The organism is Kribbella amoyensis (assembly GCF_007828865.1).
Lineage (GTDB): Bacteria > Actinomycetota > Actinomycetes > Propionibacteriales > Kribbellaceae > Kribbella > Kribbella amoyensis.
Map to the genome: position 1 here is coordinate 1,062,152 of NZ_VIVK01000001.1, position 18,607 is coordinate 1,080,758.

Genomic DNA, 18,607 nt, shown 5'->3' on the forward strand with positions numbered 1-18,607 from the left:
AAACTGAGCGTCATCGGGCACGCGTACCGGCGGGAACCTGCGGATGGGTCAGAGGATGAAGCCGGTGGGGAAGGGGTCGGTGGGGTCGAGGAGGTAGTTGGCCATGCCGGTGATCCAGGCTCGGCCTGTGACGGTCGGGATGACGGCTGGGCGGTCGCCGACCTGGGTTTCCTCCAGGAGGCGGCCGATGAAGCGGGTGCCGATGAAGGACTCGTTCACGTAGTCCTTCAGGAGTTCGAGCTCACCACGCGCGTGCAGCTGCGCCATCCGCGCGCACGTCCCGGTACCGCACGGGGAACGGTCGAACCAGCCGGGGTGGATCGCCATCGCGTTGCGCGAGTCCGACCCGTCCCGGCCGGGTGCCGTGAACTGGACGTGCTTGCAGCCGTTGATGCCCGGGTCCAGCGGGTGGACCGGGCGGTCGGTCGCGTTGATCGCGTCCATGATGTCCAGCCCGGCCTGCAGGATGCGTTCCTTCTCGGCCCGGTCGAACGGGATGCCGAGCTGGTCCAGCGGCAGGATCGCGTAGAAGTTCCCGCCGTACGCCAGGTCGTAGGTGACCTCGCCGAGTCCCTTCACCTCGACGGTGGTGTCCAGCGCGTGTGAGTACGCCGGCACGTTCTGGATCGTCACGTGCTCGGCCTTGCCGTTGCTCACCGCAACCTTCGCGACGACCAGGCCGGCCGGGGTGTCCAGCCGGACCTCGGTGACCGGCTCGGTCACCTTCACCATGCCGGACTCGACCAGGACCGTGGCCACGCCGATGGTGCCGTGGCCGCACATCGGCAGGCAGCCGGACACCTCGATGTAGAGCACGCCCCAGTCCGCGTCCGGCCGGGTCGGCGGCTGCAGGATCGCGCCGCTCATCGCCGAGTGGCCGCGCGGCTCGTTCATCAGGAACAGCCGCAGGTCGTCGTCGTGCGCCAGGAAGTACTCCCGGCGCTCGGCCATCGTCGCGCCCGGGATCACGCCGACGCCACCGGTGACCACGCGGGTCGGCATGCCCTCGGTGTGCGAGTCGATCGCGGTCAGGGTGCGGACGGATCTCATCGCAACGACTCCACGGCCTTCTTCATGTCCTGCTCCAGCTGGGCGAGGTGTTCCGGTACCAGTGGACCACGCGGCGGGCGGCACGGTCCCCCGAACCGGCCGACGTAGTCCATCCCGTACTTGATCGCCTGCACGAACTCGACCCGCGAGTCCCACCGGAACGCGGCCACCAGCGGCTCGTACATCGCCCGCGCCGCGTCCAGCTCGCCGGCCAGCGCGAGCTCGTACAGCCGGACCGACTCCTTCGGGAAGACGTTCGGGAACCCGGCGAACCAGCCGGTCGCCCCCATCAGCAGCGCCTCCAGGGTGAGGTCGTCGGCGCCCGCGATCACGGCCAGGTCCGGGGCCTGCTCGCGGATCTCCAGGATCCGCCGGACGTCACCGGTGAACTCCTTCACCGCGACCACGTTCTCGATCTGGGCCAGCTCGGCGAGCAGGTCCGGGGTCAGGTCGACCTTGGTGTCGTGCGGGTTGTTGTAGACCATCACCGGCAGCCCGGCCTTGGCGACCTCGGTGTAGTGGTGGATCACCTCGCCGCGGTTCGCGCGGTACATCGTCGGCGGCAGGCACAGTACCCCGTCGGCGCCGTCCTCGGCCGCCTTCTCGGCCCAGCTCCGGGCCTGGTGCGCGCCGGCGCCGTGGACGCCGACCACCACGACACCGTCGTCGCCGACCGCCTCGATCGCGGTCCGGGCGACCTGCCGGCGCTCGTCGTCGGTGAGCGACGAGTACTCCCCGAGCGACCCGTTCGGGCCGACACCGCGGCAGCCGTTCTCGATCAGCCAGCGGCAGTGCTCGGCGTACTTGTCGAAGTCTGGCCGCAACCCGGCCGGCGCGGCCGCGTCCTCGGCGTAGGGCAGCGCGGTGGCGACGATGACGCCTTCCAGCTTCTCGGTCACAGGTCCTCCTGGAGGTTGGCAAGATCAGCGAGCCGGACCGGCACGGCGATCGGACGATGGTGTTCAGCCCGTACCCCGGGCTGGTGGGCGGCCGCGAGATCGGCCACGGTGCGGGCACAGACCCGGCCCTGGCAGAGCCCGAGCCCGGCCCGGCTGGTCAGCTTGAGCGGGCGCGACCCGGCGACGTCGCGCTCGGCGAGAGCGGACTCCAGCGCACCCCGGGTCACGCCTTCACACCGGCAGACCAAGGTGCCGTCGTCGCTCCACGACCGCCACCCGTCCCGGACCGGATAGGCCCGAGCCAGCGCAGCCGCAAACCGCTTGCCCTCGACAACCTTCCGCCGAGCCGTCGTCGGGGGCACGGAGCTATCGGTTCGTACTGCGTGGGCCGCGGCCTGGCCGGCGACGCGACCTTCGGCAGCGGCCAGGTCGGCACCACCGATGCCGGTGAGTTCGCCGGCGGCCCAGACCGCGGGGTCGCTGGTCCGCTGGGAGTCGTCGACCACGACCGCCGGTCCACCGTCGGGCCCGGTACCGAGCTCGCAGCGGGCCGAGACGGCGAGTTCGAGCTGAGCGGTGAAGCCGTAGCCGATGCAGACCGCGTCCACCTCGACCTGCCGCTCGGTCCCGGGAATCGGCCGCCAGTCCGGAGTCAGCCGCGCGACGGTCACCGCCTCGACCCGGTCCGTACCGTGCGCGGCGATCACCGCCCGCCCGTGCTGCAACCGAAGCCGGTGCCGCGCCAGCAGCCCGGCGTACCCGGCCGCCTCGCGAAGCTTGCTGCGGGCAACCAGCGGATCGGTCCGCCAGCCCTGCGCGATCGTGCTCAGGTGGTTCGCCTCGAGCAGTCCGGCGACCTCGGCCCCGACGCCCAGCAAGGACTCGGCGACCGGCAACAGGAACGGCCCCGTCCCGCCGACCAGGACGCGTTGCCCGATCGCGATCCGCTGCCCCTTCGCCAACGCCTGCGCGGCCCCGGCGCTGTACACCCCGGGCAGATCCCAACCAGGGAACGGCAACACCCGGTCGTACGCCCCGGGCGCGAGCACGAGCGCCTCCGCCTCGACAGACGACATCCGCCGCCCTGGCGCGTCCGCGGCCCCCGTCTGCAGCCACAGGCGCCGCCCGGTCCGTCCCGTCAGCGGCTCGATCGCCCACACCGAGGTCTCGGCCAGGTACTCGATCCGCTCGTGCCGCGCGATCCGATCCCGCACCCGCGCGAAGGAGGTCCACCCGTGGTGCACCCGACCAGGACGCCGCGCGTTGAACTCCGCGGGCAACTGCCGGTGGTACTGCCCGCCGACGGCCCGCCCGGCGTCGACCAGCAGCACGTCGACCCCCGCGTCGGCCGCCGCCAACGCCGCGTTCATCCCTGCGGGTCCCGCGCCCACAACGACGACGCTCCACTGGCTCCGTGGTGCCGCGGCCGTGCTGCCGTTGACCGCAGCAGGGAGTACCGCGCCGTGTTGGGTGGAGATGCTGTCGCCCGGCGCGATCGTGCGCTGGCAGGCGCGGACATCCGGTACCCCGTTGACGACGACCAGGCAGTCGAAGCAGGCGCCGATCCCGCAGAAGACGCCGCGCGGTTTCGCCTCGGCACCACGCGTGGTCCGCCACGAATCACGCCCGGCCGCCATCAACGCGGCCGCGACCGTCTGGCCAGGCAACGCCTGCACGGGTTGTCCATCAACGCTGATCTGCATGGACGCCTGGGGACGCGGCTCGGCCGGGTCACCGCCGGCCGGCTGGAGGTACGGGCTCACGACGACTCCCCCGTACCGACGACGGCCGGCCGATCGACGCGGAACGGCTCCTGGTCCACGTGCGGCCGCAGTCCGATGAACAACTCGGTCAGCAGCCGCCCTGTCGACGCGGCCAGCCCGATCCCGGCGCCCTCGTGCCCGGTCGCGTGCCACAACCCGGGGACGCGCGGATCCGGCCCGATCACCGGCAGATGGTCCGGGGCGTACGGACGGAAGCCCCCGTACGCCCGCATCACGGGGACCGCGCCGAGGAACGGGAACAGGCCGACCGCCTTCGCGGCCAGCTCACGTAGCACCCGGACCCGGATCGTGTCGTCGAATCCGATCCGCTCCCGGCTCGACCCGATCAGGATGGTGCCCGCCTTCGTCGACTCGACCACGGTGGACGTCTGGAGATCCGCGTCCCCGCTCCCGACGGCGCCGACGTAGTCCGCGTCGTACACCTTGTGCCGGACGGACTCGGGCAGCGGTGCCGTCACCAGGATCATGCCGCGCCTCGGGAGTACCTCGATGGGCGCGCCGGCCGCCGTACCGAAGGCGCCGGCCCAGGGCCCGCAGGCGTTCACCACCGCGGTACACGGGATCGTCTCCGCATCCGTCTCCACACCGATCACGCGGCCTTCGGCGGACCGGAGTACGGAGCGAACGGTGACGCCGGAACGGACCTCACCGCCACGCGCCCGGACCGCAGCGAGGAGCGCCGTGGTCGCGAGGACGGGCTGTACCTGTGCGTCGTCGGGGTAGTAGACCGCCGTGGTCACCTTGCGGGTGAGCAGCGGTTCGAGCTCGAAGGCATCGGCCGGGGTGATCAGCTGAGCGTCGACACCGGCGTCGCGCTGGGTGGCGGCGAACTTCTCCAGCGGTGCGGGATCGGTCGTCGCGACGACCAGGCCACCCTTGTCCTCCCACTCGACATCGGCCACCTGCTCGGGCAGCCGGTCGAGGACGGCGGGCCACTCGCGGCGGGAGGCGATCGCCAGGTCGAGCTCCGGACCCGGCTCCTTGTCGGACACCAGGACGTTGCCCTCACCGGCGGCCGTGGTCCCGCCCGCCGGGGCACCGCGGTCGAGCACCAGGACGCGGACACCGGCCGCCGACAACGCCTCGGCGCAGGCGGCACCCACCATGCCCGCTCCGACCACGACGACGTCCGGCATCCAGCACTCCCAGCAGATCGTTCAGTTTAATGAACGATTCCGAGCGTACGACCGGGATCGCGCCGAGGTCAACCGGTGTGCAGCGAGTCCAGCCCGGCCGGATGGACGTCGGGCGGGTACTCCAGCAGCAGGACCGACTTCACCTCGTCGGTCAGCGCCGCGTACTCGTGCGGCCCGTTCGCGCGGAAGGCCAAGTAGTCGCCGGGGCCGAGCTCCTGGGTCTGGTCGCGGGCCGTGATCAGCAGCCGGCCGGTCAGGATCACGTGGTGTTCGGTGCCCGGATGCCCGGCCGAGTGCTGCACCTTGCCGGCGTGGATCCGCTGGTCGTAGATCTCGAACAGGCTGCCCGGCGACTCCAGCCGGCGCAGCATCCGCAGATCGACGGCGTCACCGCTCAGCACGTCGGTGTCGGCGGACCGGACCACGACCAGGTCGGAGGCCGGTGGCTCGCTCAGCAGGGCCGAGACCGGGACCCCGAGAGCGTTCGACAGACTGAACACCGTCTCGATCGTCGGGTTGCCCGCACCGGACTCCAGCTGGGACAGCGTGCCCTTCGCGATCCCGGACCGCCGCGCCAGTTCCGACAAGGAGATGCCCAGCTCGTCCCGGCGCAGGCGCAGGTTCACCCCCAGTACCCGCCCCGCTCCCTGACCAGCCACAGCCCGGAGCATGTCACAAACCCCGGACCGGTGACGGACGGCGCCGGATCAGGGGATCATCCGGCGGCGCCGCAGGTCGGCGAAGATGCCGTAGAACATCGCCTCGGTGTCGACGTAGGTGTGGAACCCGGCGCGGCGGGCCTTCGAGCCGTCGGCGAAGAAGTCGTAGTCCCAGCCGAAGACGAAGTCGGCGAACGGCCAGGACGACACCTCGGCGAACGGCGTACCGGCGAGCCCGTGGGCGGCCTGGAGCTGTTTCCACACCGGCTCCTTGTCGGCCATCACGTCGGTCAGCGCCATCTGCAACGGCGGCGCCGCCTCCATCCCGAACCAGCCGGCCAGCTTCGGCCAGAGCTCGTTCCAGCGGAACAGATCGCCGTTCGTGATGTTGAACGCCTGGTTCGCCGCAGCCGGCTCGGTGGCCGCCCAGACAGTTGCCTCGGCCAACAGACCGGCGTCGGTCAGCTCCAGCAGACTGTCGTACGCGCCGGGCTTGCCCGGGAATCGCAGCGGGACGCCGAGTTCCTTCGACAACGACGCGTACACCGCGATCGCGACGGCCAGGTTCATCGGGTTGCCGAGCGCGGATCCGCCGACCACCGACGGCCGCAACGCCGACCACGTCCACGCCTTGCCGGCCTGCCGGTCCTCGAGGAATCGCTGCTGGTCCACGTTGAACTCCGGCGGCAGGTGCGGCGGATCGTCCTCGCGCGCGGGCGTCTTGAACGGGCCGAGATGCGCGCCGTACACCTTGTACCCCTGCATCAGGCTGACGTGCCGCAGGTTGCGGGCGACCGGCTCGATCGCCTCGACCACGTTCACCAGCATGGCGAGATTGGGCGCGACCAGCTCGGCCCAGGTCGGGCGGTCCTGGTACGCGACGTAGAAGACGTGGGTCACGCCGGTCAGGCCGGACAGCTTCGCGCGGGTGTCGTCCGGGTCCAGCAGGTCGACCGCGACATGGCGGACGCGGCTGTTGTCCACACCCCCGCGCCGGGACAGACCGATCACGTCCCAGTCCGGGAGGCCCGCCAGATGCTCCACGAGGTTGGTGCCGATGACTCCGCGGGCCCCGACGACCAGGGCCACGTTCCGCCGTTCTGTGCTCATGTCCCCAGCCTGTGGCTGAACCTGTGGATAAGTCCAACTCATTGCATTCACAGTGTGGATAAACTCCGTGCATGGCCACGCTGCGGCAGCTGGAGTACCTGGTGACCGTGGTCGACCAGGGCTCCTTCACCCGCGCGGCCGAGCTGCTGCACGTCACCCAGCCCGCGTTGTCGCACCAGATCCGCGCGCTCGAGCGGTCGGCCGGCAGCCAGTTGCTGGAGCGGCTGCCGAAGAACATCCGGCTCACCCCGAGCGGGCGCGCGATGCTGCCGCACGCCCGGGCCGCGCTCGCCGACGCCGAACGCGCCCGCTGCGCGGCCCGGCAGACGGCGGGGCTGGAGGCCGGTGAGCTGCAGATCGCGACGCTGTACTCGCTCAGCCTCGGCGTCCTGCCCGCGGCGTTACGGGCCTGGCGGCGGGAGCACCCCGACGTGGGCATCCGGCTGTACGAGCACCGGCACACCGACGAGCTGGTCGAGGCGATGAGGACCGGCCAGGCCGACCTCGCCGTCGGTCCCGATCCCACCGGCTGGTCCGGGGTCAAGCACCTTCTCGGCGAGGAGGAGCTGGTCGTGGTCGTCGCGGCCGACGACCCGCTCCTCACTCCTCGACGGAGGCGTCGCCGGCAGCACACGGTCGAGTTGACCGAGCTCGCCGAGCGGGCCTGGGTGCACTACGTACCCGGGCACGGATTGGGCGACATGCTCGATCTCGCTTGTGCACAGGCAGGATTCGAGCCGCGGATCGCGGTACGCACCGAGCAGACGGCCGCGGCTCCCGCGCTGGCCGCGGCGGGACTTGGGCCGGCCCTGGTCCCGGCGAACATCCTGCCGCCCGGATTCGACGGTCACGTCCTCCACCCGGAGCCGCGGGTCTGCCGCACGCTCGCGGCGTACACGCGGGGTACACCGGACCCTCTCGCGGCCGCTTTCGTCGACGTGTTGCGCACCGTTTGGGCCGAGGGGAACCAGGGCACTCGGCACGGTTGATGGCTGAGGAATCCCAAGGCACCGTCCTGCTCGCCGGCGCGGCGAACCTCGCGATCGCGGCGGCCAAGTGCGTCGCCGGGCTGCTGTCCGGTTCGACCGCACTACTCGCCGAGGCCGCGCACTCCGTCGCGGACACGCTCAACCAGGTTTTCCTGCTCACCGCGCTCCGTCGCAGCCGCAAACCCGCCGACGACCGGCACCCGTTCGGGTACGGGATGGAGCGGTACTTCTGGTCGTTGCTGGCCGCGGTCGGCATCTTCGTCCTCGGCGCCGGGTTCTCGATCGCCGAGGGCCTGCGCGCCGTGGTGGACCCCGAACCGGTGGAGCGGCTCGCGATCGTCTACCCGGTGCTCGTCATCTCGTTCGTCTTCGAGGGGATCTCCTGGCTGCGCGCGGTACGCCAGGTCCGCCGGGAGGCACGGGCCGCCGGGATCTCAGCGCTTTCCCATCTTCGCGAGGCCGAGCCGGCCGTGAAGACGGTCGCGTTCGAGGACTCGGCCGCCTTGATCGGGCTGGTCATCGCCGCGGCCGGGATCACGGCGAGCGCGCTGACCGGTGAGGAGGTCTGGGACGGGATCGCGTCGATCGCGATCGGGGTCCTGCTGATCGGCGTCGCGTTCACCCTTGGCCGGGACAACAAGGCGATGCTGATCGGCCAGGCGCTGCCGCCGGAGACCGAGCGGGAGATCCGCGCGATCATCGGGCGCGCACCCGGCATCGTCGGGGTGATCGAGCTGATGACGCTGCGGCTGGCGGCCGACGAGGTCCTCGTCGTCGCCCGGGTCGATCTGGACGACCGTGAGACCACGGGCGCCGCTGTCGAGCAACTGGCCGACCGCGTCGATCGGGAGGTCCGCGCCGAGTTCCCGACGGTCCGCCACCTCTACCTCGACCCGACCCCCGATCCCCACGGATCCTCCGACTGACGGCATCGGGCCCGGGACTGGGGCGCCGCTCGCTGGGTACCTTGGAAGGGTGGCGGATCGGAAGTGGCGGATGACCGGGCGCCCGGGTAACGAGAAGGCGTACCTGTGGCTGATGGGGACGTGTCTGACCCTGATCGGTCTGGCCTGGTTCGTGGTCCGGCTGTTCTCCGTGCCGCTCGCGATCGGGATGAGCGCGGTCGCCGCTGTGATCCCACCGATCGCCGTCATCGTCGCGAACAACCGGCAGGACTGAGCCTGAAGATGCGCTGAAGATGCGCGCGGGGTCGTCGCCAGGTCCGTGGATCCACCGGGACGCAGTGCGAGGATGGCCCGATGGCGCGGGTACTGCTGGTCGAGGACGCGGAGGCGATTCGTACCGCGGTCGGTATCGCGCTCCAGGAGGCCGGGTCCGAGGTGCTCACCCGCGCCGACGGGACGTCGTACGAGCGTGATCTGGCCGCGTTTCGTCCGGATCTGGTGCTGCTCGACGTGATGGTGCCTGGCCGGGACGGGTTCGAGCTGCTCAAGATCACGCGGGACACGTCGAACGCGGGCATCGTCCTGCTCACCGCGCGCGACGGCGTCGAGGACCGGTTGCACGGACTGCGGACCGGCGCCGACGACTACGTGGTGAAGCCGTTCGTCCTGGCCGAGCTGATCGCCCGCGTCGAGGCCGTCCTCCGCCGCCTCGGCCGGTTGCGAACCGTGCTGGAGATCGGCGACCTGGTGATCGACGCGGAGGCCGGGTCCGTGGTCCGGGCCGGGCAGCCGCTGGAGCTGACCGCGACCGAGCTCAAGCTGCTCACGTTCCTGGCCGGGCGAAAGGAGAAGGTGGTCGGCAAGGCTCAGCTCCTCGCCGCGGTGTGGGGATACGACGACTACGCCGCCAACCTGGTCGAGGTGCACGTGAGCGCCTTGCGCCGCAAGCTCGAGGCGCACGGTCCGCGGCTGCTGCACACGGTCCGCGGATCCGGCTACGTCCTCCGTCCGGGCGCCTCGTGACCGAGTTCGGCCTGCGCACGGTCTCGCTCCGTCGCCGGGTCACGTTGACCGCGCTCGCGGTGCTGATCGTCGTCCTGCCGATCACCGGGTTCGCCGTGAAGGCCGTCTTCGACGCGCAGGCCGAGCGTAACCTCAACACGTTGCTCAACGGCCGCGCCCAACTCGCCCAGCAACTCGCCCGGCAGAACGTAGCGCCCGCCGCCCTGGTCCGCCGGATCGACGCGGACGGTGTGCGGGTGACCCTCATCCTCCGCGGCGGCCAGCAGTTCGGCGCTCCGCCGGTCGAGGCGGCCGGTGAGATCCGCCAGGTCCGGGCCACATTGCAGGCAGGCCAGCGGACCCGCGGTGCGACGTTGCTGCTGTCGGCGGACACGTCGTTGCTCGACGAGGCCAGCAGTACTCTGCGGGTCGTCCTGCTGATTTCGGGCGCGGCCGCGATCGGGATCACCGCTCTGCTGCTGGTGGCGGGGATGCGGTTCGCGCTCGAACCGCTGGACAGGATGACCGGGCTGGCTCGCTCGATCGCGGCCGGGGTCCGGGGTGGGCGGTTGCAGCCGACGCGGCACGACACCGAGCTCGGCCGGACGGCGGCCGCGTTCGACGAGATGCTCGACTCGCTAGAAGGCGCCGAACGGTCCGCGCGGAACTCGGAAGAGCGGATGCGCGAGTTCGTCGCGGACGCCGCGCACGAGCTGCGCACCCCGGTCGCCGGACTGCAGTCGGCGGCGGAAACCCTGCTCCAGTTGGGACCTGACGCGCCCGCTGAGCGTCGTGCGGACCTCGAACTGCTGCTGGTCCGCGAATCCCGCCGGGCCGGCACCCTGGTCTCCGACCTGCTCGAACTGGCCCGGATCGACGCCGGCATCGAACTGCGCCGACGCCCCGTCCACCTGCTCGAACTCGCCGAGAACCAGGCCGAGCGCCTCCGTCTGGTCGCGCCGGAGTTGACCGTGCGCACCGAGGGCGAACCGGTCCAGGTGATCGCAGATCCGGACCGGCTCGCCCAGATCCTCGCCAACCTGCTGGACAACGCGCGGCAGGCTGGTGGGACGGATCTGCGCATCCTGGTCGGGGCGGGTGAGCGGTTCGCCGAGGTCGTGGTCGAGGACAACGGCCCCGGCGTCCCTCCGGCCGACCGGGAGCGGATCTTCCAGCGGCTGGTCCACGGTGAGCGCAGCCGCGGCTCGGGTCTCGGCCTGCCGATCGCCCGCGGATTCGCCGAAGCCCACCGCGGCCAGCTCATCTGCCTGGACCGCGCCGACAACCACCCCGGCGCCGCCTTCCGCCTCACCCTGCCCCGCACCTCCCCACCCAGCTGAACTCCAACCACGGCAAGCCCCTCCGTCCCTGACCGGCACCACCGCTGAAGATCAAGCACAGCAGGGGTTTCAGGTCTTGATGAGGTTGTCGATCGTGCCTCGGTGACCGTCGAGGATCTGCTCTGGATCGGCGTCCAGGACGCCGCGGAGGACGCTGGCGTACACGTCGCGGAAGTCCGTGGTCGCTTTCAGGTCGCCATTGGACAGGTCGGTCAGGCTCGGCTGCTCGCCGTGGAATCCGCCTTGCACCTTCTCCCCGATGACGAACAGCGGACCGGCCGTCCCGTGATCGGTACCGTCGCTCCCGTTGGCGTGCACGCGGCGCCCGAACTCGGAGTACACCAGCACGACGACGTTGCGCCCGCGATCGGTCTTGCGCATCCGCTGGACGAAGGGCGTCAGCGCCTTGTCCAGCTCGGTGAGCAGCCGTTGCTGGGTGCCGCGCTCGTCCGCGTGGGTGTCGAATCCGCCGAGCGACACGGAGTACGCCCGAGTCGGGACGCCGGCCTCGACCAGTCCGGCGACCAGGTCGAGCTGAGCGCCGAGCTGCGACCCACCACCGGCGGAGGCACCCTTCGTCCGCTCCTCGTCCTCGTCCTCTTCACGCTCGGCGGCATCGTGGACGGCACCGCCCAGCACGCGCACCGCGTTCTGCAGGTCGCCTACCGACTTCGCCGCAGCGGCGTGCCAGTGCTCCTCGCCCGGACTCGGCTTGCCCAGCGCGGCGAACGCCGTCCCGAGCTTTCCCTCCGGCAGCTTCAGCCCGCGGACCGGAAGGGAGGCGGCGGCGGTCGTTGCCCCGGCCAACAAAGGCGGCAACGTCGGCTCCACCGAGACGGCGCGCAGCGGATCGGCGCCGGCTGCGTCCAGCCACCGGCCGAGCCACCCGGTCGGGACCGGGGTCTTCGGAGCGCCGGTCTGCCAGATCGCCATCGATCGGAAGTGGCTCCGGTCGGGCTCTGGATACCCGACGCCGCGCACCACGGCCAGCAGGTCCTCGTCCCACAACCCCTTCAACCCCTTGAGGCCGGGACTGAGGCCGAGCCCTTCACCGAGGTCGAGCACCTCGTCGGCCTGGTACGCGAGCTCCGGCCGCGCCTTCTGGTACTCGGGGTCGCCGGCGGGGACGACGGTGTTCAGCCCGTCGTTGCCGCCGTACAGGGTGACCACGACGAGTACGGAATCCCCGCTGGGCAAGGGATCCCGCACCGCCGCGGTCATCAGGTCCGACCAGTTCACCTGGGTGGCGCCCACTGCGAGCGCACCCGCGGCGGTCACCCCGCTCATGGTCAGGAACCGGCGCCGGGTCAGGTTGTCCATCGGTCCTCCTCAACCGCTCACGACGTACTCGGGGGCGCAGGCCGCGATCGCGGTCAGCTGCGCGGGATCGCTCAGGCCGGTGAACGCGGACCTGGTCCGGTCCGACCATCCGTCCACCCCGAGCACGGTCTGGACGGCGGCCGCCTTGTCCTTCGCGTCCTCGATCGCGGCCAGGTCGGCCTTCCTGGCCAGCAGTTGCGCAACCTGCAGGCGGGCCACGCCGGCCGAGGTGGTCAGCCAGCTCGCGCCGGCCGGCCAGCCACCCACACTCGGTGGCCGGAACGGCACCTGGCCCAGTCCGCGCAGCCCCGCGATCAGCCGGACCCGTGTCTTCTCGTCGAGCCGTGCCGGCTGGATCTTCAGCGCGCGCAGGAGCCCGACAGCCCACTCCACCGGCTGCTTCACCAAGGCGGACGCGCTGTCGGTGAAGGCAGGCTCGGCCACCATCGCCCGCAGGACGGCGCGCACATCGCGCTCGGCTCCGTACGTTGCGACCAGGCGGCGCAGTGTCTCCGCTGACGGTGGAGTCGGCGAGACCAGCCGGAACCACAGCCGCCCGATCACGAACGGCGCGGACGCGGACTGCGCGAGCGCCTGACCGACGAACCCGTGCGCGTCGAAGGCACCGGCCTTCCCGAACAACGTCTTGGTCTCCGCGTCGTACCGCGCCTTGACGAACCGCGCCTCGGCCGCGTCCCGGCGGACCACCCAGCCGGTCAGGCAGCGGGCGCCCTGGAACACGTCGACCTCGGTGTAGTGGCCGATGCCGAGCGTGAACAGCTCGAGGAACTCGCGGGCGAGGTTCTCGTTCGGGGAGCCTTTGCGGTTGTCGTTGCCGTCGAGCCAGCGGATCATCGCCGGATCGACCACCACGGCCTGGGCCAGGTCGCCGAACTTCCCGAGCGCGTGCGTGCGGAACGTCTCGTTCTGCCGCCACATCAGCTGGGCGCTGCGGACCTTCTGGCCGCTGGTGGCGAAGTGCCCGTGCCAGAACCAGGTCAGCCGCTCGGTCGCGGACTGGCCGGTCACCATCCGGTCCAGCCACCAGGCGGTGAGCCGCAACTCCTGCGCGGCCCGCTGCTTGGCGGCGGCCTTCTTGCCGGCCTGGTCGTCCTTCTTCGGCTGCTCGGGTGGTGTCAGGCCAGGTGGCGGCGGAACCTTCGGATCCGCCCCGGTGAGCAGTCGCTCGACCGTGGTGTCGAACCCCTGGTCCGCCGCGCCCGCGACCGGCCCGAAGCCGAGCCGGTCGTGCAGGCGCCGGACGGCGGCACGTTCGCTGATCTCACCCATGCCCCGATCCTGACCAGTCCCGGCCCAGGAGCCCAGCAGAATCGACCCTTCTTCAGCCAACCCACAGGAAGCCGCCACGGACCAGCGAGGCGGAGCGCCCGCTTACTCGAGCAGCGCCTGCAAACAGTCTCGCGCCGCAGCCCGCCGAGCAGCTTGCCACTCGGCGCTCTTCTGCCAGTAGTAGTGGGTCTCCGTCTCAGGAGCCAGCGCAGCGATGTCGAACATGGTCAGCGCCAGGTGTACCTGGTCCCAGGTCGGCAGCGGCGCCGATCTGTGGTCCGCGTACGCCGTCCAGAGATACCGGCGAAGCTCGCCGTAGGAGCGTTCGGCGGCCCAGCTCGCGCTGTCCCATTGGCTGCACGTGAAGTCGACCAGTGGAGACAGCACACCTCCGAACCCCCAGTCGAGAATCCCGGTCAGGGTGCCGGATTCGTCGAGCAGCAGATGGTTCTCGTAGAGGTCGCCGTGGGCAAGGACCGGGTCCATCGCGTCGACAGCTTCGAGGGCATCGAGCAGCGTCGTTCGCGCCGCCGGACCGATGGACGGAGCAGCTGACTTGACGAGTTGCTCGGCACCGCCCAGCTCGCGCAGAGGGGTGTAGCAATCGCCCGCTGTCGGGGGCGCCATCGGCGGCTCCGACCAGGCGTTCGCCCAGAGCGGCCGCGGGACTCGCTCGAGACTGAGGTCGTGGCAGGCCGCCAGCGCCGCGCCGAGCTGGCGCGCCAGTACTCGCAGGTGTTCGGACGACAGGTCACCGGGCGTAGAACCCGGGAGCCGGGTCACGGCGAAGAACGGATACGGCGAGATCGCCGGTTCGTTCCACCGTCCGAGCAGCTTGGGGACGGTCGGGTGGTCGCTGGTCGCGTAGACGTCGCATTCGCGCTCGAGCTGCGTGACGATCGTGTGGTTGCGGGGGAACAGGAAGGCGCGGTCGCCGGCGAGGAGAACATGCTTCGTGGAGCCGTCGAATCGAGGCTCGATCGGCCCGTCCACCTCGCAGATCTCCCTGAACCGCTTGAGTTGCGGCGCGACGAGGACGGCGGCGACGGCCTGTTCGTCATCCATGGCGAGCCACCGACAGCCACGCTCCAGGCGGGAGTACGGGCAACTGTCGCCTCCTCTCGACTGCGGTCCACCATGTCGGCGTCGGCTCCGAGCACTTGGCCGCGTCCCTCAGAGGCGACCAGTATGTCAGTCGACCCGCTCCGGAGGGACTCACGCTGAGTCGATCCTGGTAGTTGCCTCTAGCTACGACGTGTCGATTCTGCGGCCTCGGCTGCTCACAGGATGGGACGCGTGAGTCACTGCTGGGGCTGCCGTCTGCGGTGCCGTAGGGTTCGGGTCGTGCCTGACACCGACCTGCTCGTCCTGCGGCCGGCTGCGGGCCCGCGCCGCAAGGTCTTCCTGATCGCCGCCATCGTCGCCGTCGCCCTCTTGATCGGCGGCGTCAACGCCGGCGGCAGGCCCGCCCTGATCACCTCCATCGGCCTCGCCCTGCTACTGGCCGCCACCCTCGCCGTCTACCTGCGGCGCTCCCGGATCGTCGTCACCCCGGCCGAGATCTCGGCGCGCGGGCTGACCTTCCACCACCGTCGCGACCGCGCCCTCGCAGCCTCGGTGATCCGGGCTACGGTGGTCCATCCCGGCGCTTCCGCCGAGACCATCGTCGTCCTCGGCGCCGGCGGACACGCCCTGCTGACGATCAACGGCGCCCTCTACTCGCCCACCGATCTCGACCGGCTGGTCTTCCACCTCGGACTGCCCATCGGCGGGCCGGGCCGGCCGATCACCACGACACAGCTGGCCCGCGAGCAGCCAGGCTCCGTGGGCTGGGCCGGGCGGCACCCGATCGCCTTCACGCTCCTCTGCGCCCTCGGCTTCGCTGTCGCCGCGGTGGTTCTCGGAGCCGTGATCGCGGCCCTGACGGGCTGACCCGCCTCGCCCCAGAGTGGACGAGCCGGAGGTGCAGCGCCCGAGCTGCCGGCCTGAGGTCAGACCGTCGCGGGCAGTGAGAGGCGGGCGAGCGCGTCCACCAGCGGCGCCAGCTCGGGGAGTTCGGCGGCCCTTTCCAGGGCGGACGTCAGGACCGCGTCGTGGGTCGGCTGGGCCTCGTCGAGCAGGTCGCGACCGGCCTTGGTGACCTCTGTGTAGATGCCGCGCCGGTCGTCCGGGCACAGGTACCGTTCGAGCAGTTTGCGGTCCTCCAGCCGGTTCACCAGCCGGGTGGTCGCGGACTGGCTGAGCACCACCGCGTTGGAGAGCTGGTTCATCCGCAGGTGGTAGTCGTCCTGGCGGGCCAGCACGTCGAGCACGCTGTACTCACTGACCGACAGGCCGTGATTCTTCTGCAGCGACCGCTCCAGCTCGTCCTCGATCCGGGCATGCAGAGCGGCCAGGGTGCGCCAGCCCTGGGCGCGGGCCTCGGCGGCGTCGTCCGGTAGTCCCACAGCTCCTCCTGCGTAGTCCGCGCCTGCAACTATCGCGCACGCGGGTAATCACCAGGGTACCTTCAGGGACCCGAAACGCCATCCCCCACCGAGGCCCGGCCGGATTCACCTGGTCCGATAGGTCTCGGCCACGGCGTGGAATGACTTCTTCGGCTCCCAACGGTACGGCGAGGCCGGGTCCCAGCTGTCCTTCCGGATCACCTTGCACAGCCCGTACCCCGCGATGTCCTCGTCGTGCTTGGGATCGCGGAGGCGGTGCGGGGCGTCGGGCGAGATGAACGTGTACGGCGACGCACCCAGGAAGCCCTCCTCCCGGAACACCGTGAGCATGGTCCGCAGGTGGTCCGCCTGAGCCTGCTCGTCGCGGACGAAGCCGTCCTTGATCTCCGGCGGATCGACGGTGTAGTCGACGATGTCCCAGCCCATCCCGCCCGCCTCGGGCGCCCCGGTGAACGTGCAGCAGCCGAACTCCAGGATCAGGATCGGCTTGCCCCAGCGCCGGAACCGGGCCAGTTCGGCGGTGTGCCCGGCGCGGTCCTCGTGGTACGAGTAGTAGTCCAGCCCGACCAGGTCGAACAGGGACCAGTCGATCTGCTCGAGGTCCGACGCGGCACCGTACGTGATCCGGCCATGGAAGTTGCTCCGAGCAACGGCCACCGCGCGCGCCGTGAACGCGCGTAGCTTGCGTTGCAGCTCGGCCATGTCGGGGTTGCCGGTGGTGAGGTACTCGACCCGTTCGAAGAAGTTCGCGCCCGGCACGATCCCCGGGGTGAACAGCATGAACTCGCACCCGATCACCAGGATCACCTCGGGCCCGTACCGGCAGCGCAGCCGCTCGGCCTCGCGGGCGGTCCGGGCGAGCTTGGCCAGCGCGTCCTCCTGCGGCTCGTCGAAGGACCGCGGCTGGATCGACACCTTCAGGCCGAGCCGGAGCGCGTCGGTCGCGGTGTCGGTGAGCCGTTCGACGTCGCTGCCGTAGATGCTCACCCAGTTCGCGTGCAGGCGGTCGCGGATCGCGCGCAGCTCGCCGCGGACCAGGTCGCGCTCCCACAGCACCCGGCTCTCGTCACCGATGAAGCCGGTCCCGGTGTCGTAGGCGACGCCCTGGAACTCCAGTCTCCGCCGAGGCGCCGAGCTCGGTCCGTTCGTCGTGGTCGCGCTCGCCGGGAGGGCGGTGCCGGCGGCGGCCAGCACTCCCAGGACGGCGGCTCGGTGCATGAACTGGGCTCGGTTCAGCTGTCTGGTCATGGCCCCGAGTCTTCGCGGCCGGGGCGCGGAGTACGTCCGTCCGAGGTCGCCGGTCCGCCGACTTTGGTCGCCCGTCGTCCTTGACCCCGTCCTCGTGCACCAACCAGCCACGCCCTGTCCTCTCTGTGCACTCATCAGCCACCGTTCGCCTCGGCAAACGGCCACCCCGTGCACAAAGCCGCGCGGCGGCAGCACCAACGCGCGGGGCGCCAGCGCGGACCCGCCCCGCGCATCGCCCCCCTCCCAGCCAGCCGCACCTCGTGCACCAACCAGCCACGCTCTGTCCTCTCTGTGCACTCATCAGCCACCGTTCGCCTCGGCAAACGGCCACCCCGTGCACAAAGCCGCGCGGCGGCAGCACCAACGCGCGGGGCGGCGGCGCGGACCCGCCCCGCGCATCGCCCCCTCCCAGCCAGCCGCACCTTGGGCACCCACCAGCCACGCCCCGCGTTCCTTGTGCATCAACCAGCCGCCGCCGACCCGGACAAACGGCTGCCCCGCGCACAAGGTGGGGCGGGCGCTCGTGGGCAGGTGACGTGGGGTGTGGGTTCCGGTGAGGTGGTCGAGCGGTGGGGTTGTCGAGCGGTGGCGGTTGTCGAGCGGTGGCGGTTGTCGAGCGGTGGCGGTGGTCGAGCGGTGGCGGTGGGTGAGCGGTGGTGGTGGGTGAGCGGTGGTGGTGGGTGAGCGGGAGACAATGTGCCAGGGAATGACACGGTGTATTGTCCCTGCTCATGACGCGGGTGGCGGACGAGAAGTCGGTACTGGGGTCGGTGTGGTTGCGGGCCGAGACGGCCGAGCCGAGGACGACGCTGAGCCGGGACGACGTGGTCGCGGCCGCGGTGGCGATCCTCGATCGCGAGGGCCTGGAGAAACTTTCGATGCGCCGGATGGCGGCCGAGCTCGGGACCGCGGCGACGTCCGCGCTGTACTGGCGGGTGGCGACCAAGAACGACCTGCTCGAGCTGGCCGTGGACGCGGTCCTCGCGGAGGCGTTGGTCGACGCGGAGGACGGTGACTGGCGCGATCAGCTGACCGAGCTGGCGACCTCGGCGTACGACGCGCTGGCCCGGCATGCGTGGGCGCCGCAGTTGCTCGCGTCGCACGCGGGGCTGGGACCGAACTACCAGGCGTTCACCGAGAAGGTGGTCGGCGTACTGCGGTCCGCCGGCTTCCGTGGGATACACCTGGACGCCGCGGTCACGGCAGTACTGCACTACATCGTCGGGTCGGCCGTGACGGATGCGGCATGGACGTCGATGGTGCGGCGCAGCGGGATGCGTGAGAAGACGTGGGCGGAGGCGGCCGGCGAGCGGCTCGGCGTGGAGGCGTCCGCGCTCGACGGCTATCTTTCCGGCCCGGAAACCCGCTTCGCCGCGGGCCTCCGGGTCATCCTGGTCGGTCTACGCCCTCGCCAGTTGCGCTAGTCCC

Annotated in this window: 18 protein-coding genes; 7 read left to right on the plus strand and 11 right to left on the minus strand. The window is 71.0% G+C overall.

The features are described from left to right. Positions 1–48: 48 nt before the first annotated feature. The 6 genes from FB561_RS05075 to FB561_RS05100 all read right to left on the minus strand — a co-directional run bounded on the left by FB561_RS05075 (position 49) and on the right by FB561_RS05100 (position 6,638). Entirely contained in the window at positions 49–1,050 is a 1,002-nt protein-coding gene (locus FB561_RS05075; RefSeq protein WP_145803524.1) for a proline racemase family protein, read from the minus strand. Next, entirely contained in the window at positions 1,047–1,949 is a 903-nt protein-coding gene (locus tag FB561_RS05080; protein ID WP_145803526.1) for a dihydrodipicolinate synthase family protein, read from the minus strand. The genes FB561_RS05075 and FB561_RS05080 overlap by 4 nt, the downstream gene beginning before the upstream one ends. After that, entirely contained in the window at positions 1,946–3,712 is a 1,767-nt protein-coding gene (locus FB561_RS05085) for an FAD-dependent oxidoreductase (RefSeq protein ID WP_238334659.1), read from the minus strand. Before FB561_RS05085 ends, FB561_RS05080 begins: the two co-directional genes overlap by 4 nt. Continuing rightward, positions 3,709–4,869, minus strand: coding sequence for an NAD(P)/FAD-dependent oxidoreductase (locus tag FB561_RS05090; RefSeq protein ID WP_145803528.1), 1,161 nt, complete (start codon positions 4,867–4,869; stop codon positions 3,709–3,711). Before FB561_RS05090 ends, FB561_RS05085 begins: the two co-directional genes overlap by 4 nt. Positions 4,870–4,937: 68 nt before the next feature. Further along, the gene (locus FB561_RS05095) at positions 4,938–5,528 is read right to left on the minus strand and encodes a helix-turn-helix domain-containing protein (RefSeq protein WP_145803530.1); all 591 of its coding nucleotides are present in this window, start codon (positions 5,526–5,528) and stop codon (positions 4,938–4,940) included. 48 nt (positions 5,529–5,576) lie between these two features. After that, a complete protein-coding gene (locus tag FB561_RS05100; RefSeq protein ID WP_145803533.1) occupies positions 5,577–6,638 on the minus strand; it encodes an SDR family oxidoreductase in 1,062 nt (353 codons plus the stop codon). Between the two features lie 71 nt (positions 6,639–6,709). Here FB561_RS05100 and FB561_RS05105 point away from each other — a divergent pair, with 71 nt between their 5' ends. The 5 genes from FB561_RS05105 to FB561_RS05125 all read left to right on the plus strand — a co-directional run bounded on the left by FB561_RS05105 (position 6,710) and on the right by FB561_RS05125 (position 10,874). Beyond that, positions 6,710–7,627, plus strand: a complete 918-nt coding sequence (locus tag FB561_RS05105) for a LysR family transcriptional regulator (RefSeq protein WP_145803535.1) — start codon at positions 6,710–6,712, stop codon at positions 7,625–7,627. After that, positions 7,627–8,553, plus strand: coding sequence for a cation diffusion facilitator family transporter (locus FB561_RS05110; RefSeq protein WP_145803537.1), 927 nt, complete (start codon positions 7,627–7,629; stop codon positions 8,551–8,553). The genes FB561_RS05105 and FB561_RS05110 overlap by 1 nt, the downstream gene beginning before the upstream one ends. Positions 8,554–8,602: 49 nt before the next feature. Next, positions 8,603–8,806: a DUF3099 domain-containing protein gene (locus tag FB561_RS05115; protein WP_238334660.1), complete on the plus strand. Its 204-nt coding sequence runs from the start codon at positions 8,603–8,605 to the stop codon at positions 8,804–8,806. An 80-nt stretch (positions 8,807–8,886) separates the two neighbouring features. Next, positions 8,887–9,555, plus strand: coding sequence for a response regulator transcription factor (locus FB561_RS05120; RefSeq protein ID WP_145803539.1), 669 nt, complete (start codon positions 8,887–8,889; stop codon positions 9,553–9,555). After that, positions 9,552–10,874, plus strand: coding sequence for a sensor histidine kinase (locus tag FB561_RS05125; protein ID WP_238334661.1), 1,323 nt, complete (start codon positions 9,552–9,554; stop codon positions 10,872–10,874). The genes FB561_RS05120 and FB561_RS05125 overlap by 4 nt, the downstream gene beginning before the upstream one ends. A 69-nt stretch (positions 10,875–10,943) precedes the next feature. Here the strand turns inward: FB561_RS05125 and FB561_RS05130 are convergent, their stop codons facing one another. The 3 genes from FB561_RS05130 to FB561_RS05140 form a co-directional block, all read right to left on the minus strand. After that, on the minus strand, positions 10,944–12,194 hold the full coding sequence (locus tag FB561_RS05130; protein WP_145803541.1) for a DUF1501 domain-containing protein: 1,251 nt from the start codon (positions 12,192–12,194) through the stop codon (positions 10,944–10,946). 9 nt (positions 12,195–12,203) lie between these two features. Continuing rightward, complete coding sequence (locus FB561_RS05135; protein WP_145803543.1) at positions 12,204–13,484, minus strand: DUF1800 domain-containing protein; 1,281 nt, start codon at positions 13,482–13,484, stop codon at positions 12,204–12,206. 102 nt (positions 13,485–13,586) lie between these two features. Continuing rightward, positions 13,587–14,549 carry a phosphotransferase family protein gene (locus FB561_RS05140; protein WP_145803545.1) on the minus strand — a complete coding sequence of 321 codons (963 nt, stop codon included), beginning with the start codon at positions 14,547–14,549 and terminating at the stop codon, positions 13,587–13,589. 279 nt (positions 14,550–14,828) lie between these two features. Here FB561_RS05140 and FB561_RS05145 point away from each other — a divergent pair, with 279 nt between their 5' ends. Beyond that, on the plus strand, positions 14,829–15,416 hold the full coding sequence (locus FB561_RS05145) for a hypothetical protein (protein ID WP_145803547.1): 588 nt from the start codon (positions 14,829–14,831) through the stop codon (positions 15,414–15,416). A 59-nt stretch (positions 15,417–15,475) separates the two neighbouring features. Here FB561_RS05145 and FB561_RS05150 read toward each other — a convergent pair whose 3' ends face one another. Both FB561_RS05150 and FB561_RS05155 read right to left on the minus strand, forming a co-directional pair. After that, positions 15,476–15,931 carry a MarR family winged helix-turn-helix transcriptional regulator gene (locus FB561_RS05150; RefSeq protein WP_145803549.1) on the minus strand — a complete coding sequence of 152 codons (456 nt, stop codon included), beginning with the start codon at positions 15,929–15,931 and terminating at the stop codon, positions 15,476–15,478. Between the two features lie 105 nt (positions 15,932–16,036). Further along, positions 16,037–17,179: an abortive phage infection protein gene (locus tag FB561_RS05155; protein ID WP_145803552.1), complete on the minus strand. Its 1,143-nt coding sequence runs from the start codon at positions 17,177–17,179 to the stop codon at positions 16,037–16,039. Between the two features lie 731 nt (positions 17,180–17,910). Here FB561_RS05155 and FB561_RS05160 point away from each other — a divergent pair. Continuing rightward, positions 17,911–18,603 (plus strand): TetR/AcrR family transcriptional regulator, encoded by a 693-nt coding sequence (locus FB561_RS05160; RefSeq protein WP_145803554.1) that lies wholly within the window; start codon positions 17,911–17,913, stop codon positions 18,601–18,603. Positions 18,604–18,607: the final 4 nt, after the last annotated feature.